This window comes from Amphiplicatus metriothermophilus (genome assembly GCF_900199215.1).
GTDB classification, from domain to species: domain Bacteria; phylum Pseudomonadota; class Alphaproteobacteria; order Caulobacterales; family Parvularculaceae; genus Amphiplicatus; species Amphiplicatus metriothermophilus.
In genome coordinates this window covers 804,466-817,506 of the sequence record NZ_FZQA01000001.1, presented here as the reverse complement: position 1 = coordinate 817,506, position 13,041 = coordinate 804,466, and the positions used below count along the sequence as shown (strand labels likewise).

9 protein-coding genes are annotated in these 13,041 nt (G+C 67.3%); 4 read left to right on the top strand and 5 right to left on the bottom strand.

Features of this window, described 5'->3' with window-relative positions; all coding sequences use genetic code 11:
* Positions 1–8: 8 nt before the first annotated feature.
* The 3 genes from CHB64_RS04000 to CHB64_RS03990 all read left to right on the top strand — a co-directional run bounded on the left by CHB64_RS04000 (position 9) and on the right by CHB64_RS03990 (position 4,315).
* Positions 9–1,247: an esterase/lipase family protein gene (locus CHB64_RS04000; RefSeq protein WP_089411261.1), complete on the top strand. Its 1,239-nt coding sequence runs from the start codon at positions 9–11 to the stop codon at positions 1,245–1,247.
* 244 nt (positions 1,248–1,491) lie between these two features.
* Entirely contained in the window at positions 1,492–3,027 is a 1,536-nt protein-coding gene (gene xrtD, locus CHB64_RS03995) for a VPLPA-CTERM-specific exosortase XrtD (RefSeq protein ID WP_089411260.1), read from the top strand.
* Positions 3,028–3,067: 40 nt separating this feature from the next.
* Positions 3,068–4,315: a glycosyltransferase family 4 protein gene (locus CHB64_RS03990; protein WP_159462408.1), complete on the top strand. Its 1,248-nt coding sequence runs from the start codon at positions 3,068–3,070 to the stop codon at positions 4,313–4,315.
* A 13-nt stretch (positions 4,316–4,328) separates the two neighbouring features.
* Here CHB64_RS03990 and CHB64_RS03985 read toward each other — a convergent pair whose 3' ends face one another.
* Positions 4,329–5,546 (bottom strand): LysM peptidoglycan-binding domain-containing protein, encoded by a 1,218-nt coding sequence (locus CHB64_RS03985; protein WP_089411258.1) that lies wholly within the window; start codon positions 5,544–5,546, stop codon positions 4,329–4,331.
* Between the two features lie 407 nt (positions 5,547–5,953).
* On the opposite strand from CHB64_RS03985, the gene CHB64_RS03980 reads away from it, so the two are divergent.
* Positions 5,954–6,592: a MarC family protein gene (locus tag CHB64_RS03980; protein ID WP_089411257.1), complete on the top strand. Its 639-nt coding sequence runs from the start codon at positions 5,954–5,956 to the stop codon at positions 6,590–6,592.
* 8 nt (positions 6,593–6,600) lie between these two features.
* On the opposite strand, the gene CHB64_RS03975 is transcribed toward CHB64_RS03980, so the two are convergent.
* The 4 genes from CHB64_RS03975 to CHB64_RS03960 form a co-directional block, all read right to left on the bottom strand.
* Positions 6,601–6,864: a CBU_0592 family membrane protein gene (locus CHB64_RS03975; protein WP_089411256.1), complete on the bottom strand. Its 264-nt coding sequence runs from the start codon at positions 6,862–6,864 to the stop codon at positions 6,601–6,603.
* The gene (gene lpdA, locus CHB64_RS03970; RefSeq protein ID WP_089411255.1) at positions 6,861–8,264 is read right to left on the bottom strand and encodes a dihydrolipoyl dehydrogenase; all 1,404 of its coding nucleotides are present in this window, start codon (positions 8,262–8,264) and stop codon (positions 6,861–6,863) included. Before lpdA ends, CHB64_RS03975 begins: the two co-directional genes overlap by 4 nt.
* Positions 8,265–8,375: 111 nt before the next feature.
* The gene (gene odhB / locus CHB64_RS03965) at positions 8,376–9,914 is read right to left on the bottom strand and encodes a 2-oxoglutarate dehydrogenase complex dihydrolipoyllysine-residue succinyltransferase (protein ID WP_089411254.1); all 1,539 of its coding nucleotides are present in this window, start codon (positions 9,912–9,914) and stop codon (positions 8,376–8,378) included.
* A 44-nt stretch (positions 9,915–9,958) separates the two neighbouring features.
* A complete protein-coding gene (locus CHB64_RS03960) occupies positions 9,959–12,928 on the bottom strand; it encodes a 2-oxoglutarate dehydrogenase E1 component (RefSeq protein WP_089411253.1) in 2,970 nt (989 codons plus the stop codon).
* Between the last annotated feature and the right edge of the window lie 113 nt (positions 12,929–13,041).

Sequence of the window (13,041 nt, the reverse complement as noted above, 5' to 3'; positions counted from 1 at the left end):
GGAGACAGATGAGAACCGGAATCGGTCATATTTTGCCGGCGGCGGCCATGTCGCTCTCGCTCTTGGCCGCCGCGCCCGCCCAGGCCGGGCCGACCACGCTGGAGGCGACGTACACGTCCGAAATCCAGAACGGCTGGGTCCGCGTCGAACGCTGGCGCGACACGCTAAGCGCATTCACGCAGGAAACGTTTCCGCCAGACGGCCGCGGCGATCAGACTGGCCAGCGCAAGACCTTCTTCGGCGGAGACGGCAGCCCCCATTCCTCGCGCTTCCTGATGTATTACGCGCCGGGCTGGGATGCGAACCCGAAGCCCGTGCCGGTTCTTCTCGTGCACGGCGCCAATCAGGACGCAGACCTCGCCTGGGCCGATCCGAACGAAGCCGGCGCATACGGCTGCGGGCGTTCGTCCTGTCCTTCGACGGGCCTGATGCAGGCCCTCGCGGCCGACGGCTACAAGGTTTTCGCCGTCGGCCTGCCGCACAAGAACGGCGACGGCTATTTCTGGGCCGAGCAGATCGCCGACGCCATCGCCATCGTCAAGAACCGAACCGGCGCCAGCGAGGTCGACGTCGTCGCCTGGTCAAAATCGGCCTCGAACGCGCGCATGTACGTTTCGTCCGTGCGCAAATCCTGGGGAACGGCCTATCGCGGCGACGTGCGCCGGCTCATCCTGCTCGGTGCTGCCAACAACGGCATCGATCTTTCATTCCGACACGGATGGACGTTCAGCCTCACCGTCTATCCGGAGTGCGGCGGCGTCATCAACGGACCCGTGCCGCATGACATGCTCGTGTGTTTCGGCCTGTGGCGAGACGGCGAGGAGTGGACTTACGGCTCTTCTTACTTTCCGGGCTCGAAGCAACTCCTGAAACGCTGGGACGGCGTTTACGCCCTGCCGGCATACGAGCAGGACTGGTACACGACCTATTACGGCGGTTTCGGATTCTACACCCATAGCACGGGCATTCAGCCCTTTCTCGGCGACTCGCTTGTCGACGTGATCCGCGCAAGCCCGACGCCGGCCGGCGTGCGCGTTCACAATCTGTGCGGGAACCAGAACGACATCGCGCTCTTGCACAACGAGCATACGGGGCCGTCCGACGGCGTCGTCTTCATCGCGAGCTGTCAGGATGCGACCGGCATAACGACGAACGGCGGCGGAGCGACCGTCGCCGTCAATCACCTGGAGCTTGGTTGGGATGCGCCGGCGGTCGATCAGATCCGCGCCTGGCTCGCTGCCGACTGACCGCGCGCCCCGCGCCGGCGCGCGATATGAAGGGCCCCCGGGTTGGACATGCCGGCGCTGATTACGGCGACGCTGGCGGGCTTCTAACTCCCGCCAGGAAAGGCTAGCATTCCAGAGGCGGCCCGAGGGCCGCCCCTTTTTTCGGATCGTTCGGGCCGGGTTGAACGATTATTGCATCGTCCCGCCGCGATTCGTTAATCGGGCAGGGTCCGGGACGTCGGGTTCCGGCTGTTGGGGAGCGATTATGGGCCGGCCGCGCGAGCTTGTCTTTCTGGGCGCCGCATGCGCCGTTCTCGCCGTCCTGTTTTGGGAGGCGCTCGGCAATCTGTGGATGCGCTGGAGCGGCCAGCCGGAGCTCAGCCACAGTTTTTTCATCCCGCTGATCTCGCTCTGGCTCGTCTGGATGAATCGCGAGCGCGTGCTCGCGAGCGTCGGCGATCCTTCCTGGGCCGGCCTCGCCATTCTCACGGCGGGCCTCGCCAGCCATATCGTCGGCCAGCTCACCAGCATCTTCGTCTTCCAGCATATCGGCCTCGTCATCGTGATCGCCGGCCTGGTCGCGGCCTTCGGCGGACTGTCGCTGCTGCGCGCCGTCGCCGCGCCGGTCGCCTTTCTGTTCTTCGCCGTGCCGCCGCCTTTCTGGGTCATCACGGTGCTGTCCTGGAAGTTCCAGCTCGTCTCCTCGGTGATCGGCGCGCAGATGCTCGAGGCCCTGAACGTGCCGGTTTACCTTTCCGGCAACGTCATCGACCTCGGCGACTACAAGCTGCAGGTGGCCGAAGCGTGCAGCGGGCTGCGCTATCTGTTTCCCTTTCTCAGCATCGGCGTCATCGCCGCCTACATGTATCGCGGCCCGCTCTGGCACAAGGCGGTCATCGTCGCGGCGATCTTTCCGATCACCATTCTGATGAACAGCTTCCGCATCGCGGCGACCGGCCTGCTGGTGCAGAATTACGGCATCGAGCACGCGGAAGGGGCGCTGCATTTCTTCGAAGGCTGGGTCGTATTCCTGATCTGCCTGGCGGTCCTTTTCGGCGTCATCGCGCTGCTTGGCTTCGTCTCGAAACCGCGGCAGAACGCGTTCGAGGCGCTCTCGGCGCCCGAGCTGCCCCAGCGCCGCCCGAGGCGGACGGGCGTCTCCCGCGCCGTCGCGCTCGGCGCGGCGGGCGCGCTCGCGGCCGGCTTCATCGGCCTGTCGCAGATCGTCAACGTGGACTCGCTCGTCATCCCCGAGCGCAAGCCCTTCGCGGAAATCCCCTCCGAGTTCCCGGACTGGCGCAGCGAAGTGCGGCCCATAGACCCCACCGTCGCGGAGGTGCTGGGCGCGGACGATTCGATCGTGGTCGATCTTCAGTCTCCTGACGGCCAGTTTTATAATCTGTACATGGCCTATCTGAACGCCCAGCGCGACGGGCGCTCCTGGCACAGCCCGCGCCAGTGCATTCCCGGCGGCGGCTGGAAGATCGCCCGGCACGACATCGTCGAGACGACGACGCAGGACGGACGGCCCTTCAGCTACAACCGCCTCATCATCGAAAGCGGCAATCATCGCCAGCTCGTGTACTACTGGTACGATCAGCGCGGGCGGAAGGTCGCCAACGAGTTCGTGATGAAGTTCTGGCTCGTCTACGACGCCGTCTTCCGTCACCGCTCGGACGGCGCCATGGTGCGCCTCATCGCGCCGGTGACGGACGGCGCCTCCGTCCGGGAGGCGGATGAACGGCTTCAGGCGCTCATGCGGCGGATGGAAGGCTTTCTGCCCCACTACGTGCCGGAATAGGCGCCCCCTTTCGCGCGGCGAAGACGAGGCCCGTTCGCTCATGAAAATCCTGATCGTCGCGGCGAACATCTCCCGGCGCATGGGCGGGGAAGCGGTGCTGCCCTGGCACTATATCCGCGAACTTTCGGCGCTCGGCCATGAAGCGCACGGCCTCACCCATGCGCGGGTTCGCGACGAGCTCAAGGAAAGCGAGATCTGGCGCGCCGACCGACTCCATTTCGTCGAGGATTCCTTCCTTGAGCGGAGCATCTATCAGGCGAGCCGGCTCGCGCCCGGTTCGATCCGCGAGGCGGGCTTCTATGCGCTGCTCGGCGCCGTCACCATGGCGCGCCTCGCCGGTCCGACGCGCCGGCTCGCCGCGGAGATCGGCGCCGACGTCATTCATCAGCCCACGCCGGTTTCGCCGCATTTTCCCTCGTTTCTGACGAACATGCCGGCGCCGACGGTGATCGGCCCGCTCAATGGCGGCATGGCGTTTCCCAAGGCGTTCGCGGCGCGCTACGCCAAGGGCGCGGACGCCCTGGCCGGTCTGGGAAGAGCCCTTTCAGCGGGCGCGAACGCGCTCTTTCCCGGCAAGCGACAGGCGGCGAGAATCCTCGTGGCCAACGCGCGCACCGCGCGCTCGCTGCCCGCCGCCGTTCGAGCCGAGCGCGTCGAACGGCTCGTCGACAACGGCGTCGATCTCGGCCTCTGGAACACGCCGGGCGAGCCGCCGCGAGAGGCGCCGAACGGGGGGGCGGCGCATTTCGTCTTCGTCGGGCGCCTCATCGCGCTCAAGGGCGTCGACCTTCTCATCGACGCGCTCGAACGGCTGGACGCGCCGGTCAGGCTGACGATCGTCGGCGACGGGCCGGAGCGCGCGCGGCTGGAAGCCCGCGCCGCGAAAAGCCCCGCGCGGGACCGCATCCGCTTTGCGGGCTTTCGTCCGCAGCCGGAGATTCGCGATATTCTTGCGACCGCCACGGCGCTCGTCCTGCCTTCCCTGCGCGAATGCGGCGGGGCGGCGATCCTCGAAGCCTTCGCCTGCCGGCGGCCGGCGATCGCGACGGACTGGGGCGGCCCGCAGGATTACGTCACGCCGGAGACCGGCGTCCTGGTCGCGCCGGAAAGCCGGGAGGGGTTCGTCGCCGGCCTCGCCGCGGCGATGCGGCGCCTCGCCGAGCATCCGGAAGAGGCCCGCCGCATGGGCGAGGCCGCGCGCGCGCGGGTCGAAGCGCATTTCGCCTGGCGCGCCAAGGCCGCGCGCATCGTTGAAATCTACGAGGAAGCTGCGCGGCTGCGCGCCTGAGCCGAACAGGCGATCACTCGGGATCGCCCGGCGCCGCTTCCCCCGCCTCAGAGACGGTTTCTTCGGGCTCGATCCTGAGCACGCCGACCCGCTCCGATACGAGGGTCTGGCCGGTCTCTTCGAGCCGTGCGGAAAACACGACCCCGCCGATATCGGCCGATTTCTTGACCGGCGCGCGGGCATCGAGCGCGCCGTCGGGGCCGACGCGGACCTCGTCGACCGCCTCGAGCGCGGCGAGGTTGGGGCCGGCGTAGATCGTCGCGGTCGCGCCCGCCGGCAGCCCCCTCGCGGACAGCCGGACCGCGTCGCCCGGCTTCACGATCCGTCTGTCTACCGACAGAACGCCGTCCGGCGGGGATGACCGCGCCGGCGCGCCCGATCCGACAGGCTTGAGATTGTAGGGCATGAGCCGCGTCACCTCGGCGACATGGGAAGGCGCGCCGCCCTGCCCGCCGCGCGCGCCGCCGCTGAAATCGCCCTCGCCCAGATAGCTCGTCACGGGTTTCCGGCTCGGCGGCGGCGGGGCGATTCCGGCCTGGACAGCGGCCGGAATCCTGAGCGTGGCCCCCGCCGGCAGGGCCCGCCAGTCGACGCCGGGATTGAGCTCGGCGACGGCGCTCGCCGGGACGAGATGAGCCTCGGCGATGGTCATAAGCGTGTCGCCTGGCCGCACGACATAAAGTCCGACAGGCGCGCCCGCCGCATGAAGCGCGCCGTCCGACGCCAGCGCCAGCCGCTCGTAATTGACGAATTGCGGCACCTCGATCAGCTCGCCGGCCGGGACGAGCCGCGGATTGCGGACGCCCGGATTGACGTCGAGCAGCGCCGAGAGGGAAACGTCGCAATACTGAGCGATGTCGTAAAGGGTCTCCCCCTGAAGCACTTTCACGAACCGCTCGCACGCGCCGTCGAGAAGCTCCGCATGCGGCTCATCGAAGACGCGATGAGCCAGACGGGCGCCGTCGATTCCTTCGTAAGCCGCGAGCAGGCGCGCTTCCATGCCGGGCTCGAGATGCGCCGCGCGCGGGCGCATGGCGTCGATATGGCCGTTGCGGAAGATCCGGTCTGGGCCCGTATATCTCGCCGCGTCGACATAAGCCGGCGCGGCGTCCGCCTGCGCGACGGCGCCCGACGGCGCGCCCGCGCAGCCGGCCGCGAAAAGCGCGATCAGGCCCGCCGCGCCGAGGCCGGCGGCGCCGGTCCGCATGAATGTCGCCGATTTCCCCGCCATAGACGCCTCCCCTGTCGTCCCCGGCGGCGCGCCGCGCGAGGGCCATTAAGGTTAACACAGTTTCCCGTCATCGGTGAGTCCCGGCCGATCATGCGGATTTCCGAAGGTTTTCTCCTTTGTAAGTTGTTCGCGCCGGCGGGCGGGTGTCTCATTCCATGCGCGCTCTCCGGAACGCCCAGGCGGCCTCCTGCCGCGCCCGAGGCGCAGACCGGCGACGCCGCATCCGAACCCGGCCTTCATGCCCCCCAACCCCCAAAGGCCGATCGGTAAGAGCCGGCGCGAGAGCAACCGCCCTCGCGCCGGCTTTTTCTCTCGCGGCCGCGCCGCTTTCCGCCGCGCCCGAAGCATGATTAGGCTGAGAGCGGCCCGCGCGCCGCGCCGGCTGTCTGCATTCCCGGACGGATTTCATGACGGCCCATTTCCAGACGTTCCTTTCCGCATTCGTGACGCTGTTCATCGTCATCGACCCGATCATGGTGGCGCCGATCTTCGCCGGGCTCACGCGCGCCGAAAAGGCCGGACGGCGCTTCCGCATCGCCTTCGAGGCGGCGTTCATCGCCGCCGCCGTGCTCACCTTCTTCGGCCTTTTCGGCGGCGCCATGCTGCACCATCTCGGGATCTCGATGGCCGCCTTCCGCACCGCCGGCGGACTTTTGCTGTTCCTCATGGGCTTTCGAATGTTCTTCGAGCCCGACAGCGAGACCGAGGCGAAGACGCCCGGCCCGAAAGCGTCGGCGCGGGAGAACATCGCCTTCTTCCCGCTCGCCATGCCGATGCTGTCAGGACCCGGCGCGATCGCCACCATCATGCTGCTGATGGGACACGACAAGAGCCTCGTCGAGAAAAGCGTCGCGCTCGTCGCGGCCTATCTGGTGCTGGCGATCGGCGTGCTGATGATGGCCTTCGCCGGGCGCATCGGCGAGGCGCTGGGACGAACCGGCATGAACGCCGTCACGCGCCTGCTCGGCATGCTGCTGATGGCCCTGTCCACGCAGTATATCTTCGACGGGATCCGCACCGGCGTGCTCGGCCTGCCGCCGGCGTGAGCCTCGCCTCAACGCCTGCGGCCGATTATCAGCGCCCGAACGAAGCCGATCGCGCTGATCGCCAGCCAGAAGAACTCGATCGCGATCGAGGCCGGATTCGGCCGGAACCAGAGCGAAACGAGAATCATCAGCGCGCCGAGCGCGTTCAGCCCGGGATAGAGCGGGCGCGTCGCGTCCATCCGGCCGATCTGCGACAGGAAATAGGTCGCGACCACGAGCCCGACGCCGACGAAGCCGACGACGTCGGCGAGGGAGAATCCGGCCAGGCTCACGCCTGCATGGTCCAGCCTTCGACGCCCATCGCCGCCTGCCGCACGGCTTCGGAGCGCGTGGGATGGGCGTGGCAGGTGCGCGCGATGTCCTCCGAGGCGCCGCCGAACTCGATGACGCTGACGGCCTCGGCGATGAGCTCGCCGGCGTCGACGCCGACGATGTGGCAGCCGAGCACGCGGTCGGTCTCGGCGTCGGCGAGGATCTTCACGAAGCCGTCCGTCTCGTGATTGGTCTTGGCGCGGCTGTTCGCGGAGAACGCAAACCTGCCGACCTTGTAGGCGACGCCGGCCTCCTTCAGCTCCTCCTCCGTCTTTCCGACCGAGGCGACTTCGGGCCAGGTGTAAACGACGTTCGGCACGGCGTCGTAGTTCACATGGCCCGCCTTGCCGGCGATCAGCTCGATGCAGGCCACGCCGTCGTCCTCGGCCTTGTGGGCGAGCATCGGCCCGTGAATGCAGTCGCCGATGGCCCAGATTCCCTCGACACTGGTGCGGAAATGATCGGTGAGGATGAAGCCGCGTTCGTCGGTCTTCACGCCGACCCGATCGAGCCCCAGGCCGGCCGTGTGCGGACGGCGCCCGATGGCGACGAGCACGACGTCGGCGTCGATGGTTTCGGCCTCGCCCCCCTCGGCCGGCTCCACGGCGACTTTGAGCTTGGTCTTGAGCTTTTCGACGCCCGCGACCTTCGACGACAGGCGGAACGCCATGCCCTGCTTCTTCAGGATGCGGAGAAATTGCTTCGAGACCTCGCCGTCCATGGTCGGCAGGATGCGGTCGAGAAATTCGACCACCGTCACTTTCGCGCCGAGCCGGCGCCAGACGCTGCCGAGTTCGAGCCCGATGACGCCGCCGCCGACGACGACCAGGTGCTTGGGCGCGGCGGACAGCGACAGGGCGCCGGTGGAGGAGACGATGCGCTCCTCGTCGATCTCGACGCCCCTGAGCGGGGCGACTTCCGATCCCGTCGCGATGATGATGTGCTTCGCCGTCAGGTCGGTCGTCTTGCCGTCGGCGCCCGCGACGCGGACCTTGCCCGCTTCGACGATCTCGCCCGAGCCGAAAAACGTGTCGACCTTGTTCTTCTTCATCAGGAATTCGACGCCTTTGGTGAGCGCCTCGACCGCCTCGTCCTTCTGCTTCAGCATCTGCTTGAGATCGAGCGAGACCTTCTCGGCCCTGATCCCGAGCGCAGGCAGCCGCGCGGACGCCGCCTCGTAAAGCTCCGAAGCGTGCAGGAGCGCCTTCGACGGAATGCACCCGACGTTGAGGCACGTCCCGCCGAGCTTCTTGTTCTCGCGCTTCTCGACGATCGCGGCTTTGAGGCCGAGCTGGCCGGCGCGGATGGCGGCGTTGTAGCCCCCGGGCCCGGCGCCGATGATGATGACGTCGTAGGTCATTTGAGTGACTGATGGTTAGTGGCTGGTGGCTGGTGACTGGCGGACGGGGCTGGCGGTCGATGATCCGGGGTCGGCAAGGCGCGGGCTCGTTCGCTGGCGCAGGCCGCTTAATCATAAATCCAAAAGCAGTCTTTGCGGGTCTTCGAGGTTCTCCTTCACGCGCACGAGAAAAGTGACCGCGCCTTTGCCGTCGACGATGCGGTGGTCGTATGAGAGCGCCAGATACATCATCGGGCGCACGACGACCTGGCCGTCCCGCGCGACGGGACGCTCCTCGATGCGGTGCATGCCGAGAATGCCAGACTGCGGCGCGTTGAGAATGGGGGTCGACAGGAGCGATCCGTACACCCCGCCGTTCGAGATGGTGAAGGTGCCGCCCTGCATTTCTTCGAGCTTCAGCGAGCCGTCGCGGGCGCGCCGCCCGAAATCGGCGATTTCGGCCTCGATCGCGGCGAGCGACTTGGCGTCGGCGTCGCGCACCACCGGCACGACGAGCCCGCGATCCGTGCCGACGGCGACCCCGATGTCGTAATGGTTCTTGTAGATGATGTCGGTCCCGTCGATCTCGGCGTTGACCTCCGGAATCTCCTTCAGCGCGTGCACGCAGGCCTTCACGAAGAAGGACATGAAGCCGAGCTTCACGCCGTGCTTCTTCTCGAACAGCTCCTTGTATTCGCCGCGCAGCGCCATGACCGCGCTCATGTCGACGTCGTTGAACGTCGTCAGCATGGCGGCGGTCTGCTGCGCCTCCTTGAGGCGGCGCGCGATGGTCTGGCGCAGGCGGCTCATCTTCACGCGCTCTTCGCGCGGGCCGGTCTCGCGGGCGGGGGCCGGGGCCGGTTCGGGCGCGCGGGCCTTCGCCCCGTCCTTCGCTTTCGCCGCGGCGAGCGCGTCGGCCTTGGTGATGCGCCCGTCCTTGCCCGTTCCCTCGACGGCGGCGGGATCGAGCGCGTACTCGCCGATGATCCGTCGCGGCGCGGGGGACAGCGGCTTGCCGGCCGACGGGGCGGGCGCGGCGCGCTCGGCCGCCGCGCGCAGGGCGGGCTCTTCCTTCGCCGCGGCGCCGTCGCCGCCCGCCTCGATCTCGGCGAGCAGCGCGCCGACCTCGACGGTTTCGCCCTCCTTCGCCGCGATCTTCCTGATGATCCCGGCCGCCGGCGCCGGCACCTCCATCGAGGCCTTGTCGGTCTCGAGGCTGACGATCGGCTCGTCCGCCTCGACGCGGTCGCCCTCCTTCTTCAGCCACTCGCCGACCTCGGCCTCGGTCACGGACTCGCCGCTTTGCGGAACGCGGACCTCCACCGTTCGCCCGGCGACGGCCTGCTTCTTCGCGCCGGCTTTCGACCGGCCTTCGCCGGCGGGGGCTTTTTCGTCTTTTCCGGCCGATTTCTCTTTCCTGGCCGCCTTGGCCGCCGCTTCGCCGATCATGCCGAGCACCGCATCGACCTCGACCGTATCGCCTTCCTTAGCGGAAATCTTCGAAAGCACGCCGGTCGACGGCGCGGGAACCTCCACGGAGACCTTGTCGGTTTCGAGCTCTACGAGCGGCTCGTCGGCGGCGACGTTCTCGCCCTCCTTTTTCAGCCACCGCGCGATGGTGGCTTCGGTCACGGATTCGCCCAGCGCGGGCACGCGGATTTCGGTCGCCATGTCGCTTCAGGTCTCCAAGGGTCGGATCGGACGGACGAGGCCGTTCAGGCGAAGGCCTCTTCCAGGAACTCTTCCATTTCCTGCTTGTGCTTGTTCATCAGGCCGGTGGCGGGCGAAGCGGCGGCGGGACGGCCGACATAGCGCGCGCGCTTCGCCTTCGCGCCGATCTGGTCGAGCGTCCATTCGATATTGGGCTCCATGAAGAACCAGGCGCCCATGTTCTTGGGCTCTTCCTGGCACCAGATCATGTCGGCCTTCTTGAAGCGCTGCAATTCGGACATCAGCGAATGCGCCGGGAACGGATAGAACTGCTCCACGCGCAGAATGTAGACGTCCTCGATCCCGCGCTTCTCGCGCTCTTCGAGCAGGTCGTAGTAGACCTTGCCCGAGCAGATGACGACGCGGCGGATCTTGTCGTCGGAGACGAGCTTGACCGTCGAGCCCGGCCGGTATTCCGCGTCGTCCCACAACACGCGGTGGAAGGACGAGCCCGGCCCCATCTCTTCGAGGGTCGACACGCAGCGCTTGTGGCGCAGGAGCGACTTCGGCGTCATCAGCACCAGCGGCTTGCGGAAGTTGCGTCGCATCTGCCGGCGCAGGATGTGGAAGTAGTTGGCCGGCGTGGTGCAGTTCGCCACCTGCATGTTGTCCTGCGCGCAAAGCTGCAGGAAACGTTCGAGGCGGGCTGATGAATGCTCCGGTCCCTGACCTTCATAGCCGTGCGGCAGCAGAAGCACGAGGCCGCACATTCTGAGCCATTTGCGCTCGCCGGAGGAGAGGAACTGGTCGATGATGACCTGGGCGCCGTTGGCGAAGTCGCCGAACTGGGCCTCCCACAGCACGAGGAACTTCGGATTGGCGAGGGAGTAGCCGTACTCGAAACCCATCACCGCGAATTCGGAGAGGTTCGAGTCGTGAACCTCGAAGGTCGCCTTCGCGCCCTTGAGGCGCCTGAGGGGCGTGTAGGTTTTCTCCGTCTCCTGATCGATAAAAACGGCGTGGCGCTGGGAGAAGGTGCCGCGCCGCGAATCCTGGCCCGAAAGCCGGACGCCGAAGCCGTCGATCAGCAGCGAGCCGAAGGCAAGAGCCTCGGCGCTCGCCCAGTCGATGTTCCGGCCTTCCTCGAAGGTCTTGCGCTTTTCCTCGAGAATGCGCGCGAGCGTCTTGTGGATCTTGAAGTCGGACGGATAGCTGGTGATCGTCCGCCCGATGCGCTTCAGGGTCTCGATGTCGACCGCGGTGTCGCCGCGCCGGTCGTCGTCGACCGGCGGCACGAAGCCCGACCACTGGCCGTCGAGCCAGTCGGCCTTGTTCGGCTTGAAGCTCTTGGCCGCTTCGAATTCCTCTTCGAGAAACTTTCGGAACGCCGCGCGCTCTTTCTCCTGCCAGTCCTCGGAAATGATCCCTTCGGCCGCGAGCCGCGCCCCGTAGATCTCGCGCGTCGTCTTGTGAGCGCGGATCTTCTTGTACATGCGCGGCTGGGTGAAGCTGGGTTCGTCGCCCTCGTTGTGGCCGAAGCGGCGATAGCAGAACATGTCTATGACGACGTCCGCGCCGAATTTCTGGCGGTATTCGGTCGCCACCTTCGCCGCGTAGACGACCGCTTCGGGATCGTCGCCGTTCACGTGGAAGATCGGCGCCTCGACCATCTTCGCCACGTCCGAGGGATAGGGCGAGGAGCGCGCGAAACGCGGGCTCGTGGTGAAGCCGATCTGGTTGTTGACGATGAAGTGGATGGTCCCGCCGGTGCGGTAGCCTCTCAGCCCCGACAGGCCGAAGCATTCCGCGACGATGCCCTGGCCGGCGAAGGCCGCGTCCCCATGCAGCAGAAGCGGCAGCACATGGGTGCGCGGCGCCTCGATGTCGCCGGGCTCGATGCGGTCCTGCTTCGAGCGCGCCTTGCCGAGCACGACCGGGTCCACGGCTTCAAGATGCGACGGGTTGGCGGTGAGCGAAAGATGCACCCGGTTGCCGTCGAACTCGCGGTCGGAGGACGCGCCGAGATGGTATTTGACGTCGCCGGAGCCGCCGACCTCGTCGGGCGTGACCGAGCCGCCGTGAAACTCGTGGAAGATGTGGTGATAGGGCTTGCCCATCACTGCGGCGAGCACGTTGAGCCGGCCGCGATGGGGCATGCCGATGACGATCTCCTTCACGCCCAGCGCGCCGCCGCGCTTGATGATCTGCTCGAGCGCGGGCACCATGGCCTCGGCGCCGTCGAGGCCGAACCGCTTCGTGCCCGTATATTTCGTGTTCAGAAAATTTTCGAAGCCTTCCGCCTCGATGATCTTTCTGAGGATCGCCTGCTTGCCGTTGCGGGTGAAGGAGATGTCCTTGTCCGGACCCTCGATGCGCTGCTGGAGCCAGGCTTTGCGCTCGGGGTCGGTGATGTGCATGAACTCGACTGCGAAGGTCCCGCAATAGGTCCGCCGCAGGATGTCGAGGATCTCGCGCAAGGAGGCGGTCTCCAGCCCCAGCACATGGTCGATGAAGATCGGCCGGTCCATATCGGCTTCGGTGAAGCCGAGCGTGGCGGGGTCGAGCTCGGGATGCACCTCGGGCTTCGACAGCCGCAACGGGTCGAGATCGGCGATGAGATGGCCGCGGATGCGATAGGCGCGGATCAGCATCAGCGCGCGCAAGGAGTCGCGCGTCGCCTGACGCACCTCCTCCGCGCTCGCGGCCGGCTGGCGCCGGGCGATCTTCGCATGGAGCTGCTGCTCGGTCTGGGCCCAGTCGCCGTCGAGGGCGGCGACCAGCTCGCCGTTCGGCCGGGGCGGCCAGTCCGGCCGGCGCCAGCTCGGCCCGTCATGGCCGCGCCCGGAGGCCGGGCCGTCGCCGAGGCTTTCAAAATAGGCGCGCAGGTCCGCGCTCACGCTCGCGGGATCGGCGGTGAAGCGCGCATATTGCGCCTCCAGCCAGGCCGCGTTGCCGCCGGACAAAAAGCTCTCCGCGCGCGCCGCGCGCGGGCCTGATGAACCGCTCGATGCGGGAACGTCGCCGTCTTTGGCCATGGGCCGGATTCCGAGACTTGCGTTAATGAGCCGCCGAGCTCCTTAGATACGCCAACCGCCTGTCGTTTCAATGGCTTTCGGGGAGCTTTCGCGCGCGCAGGACGCGCGGGGAG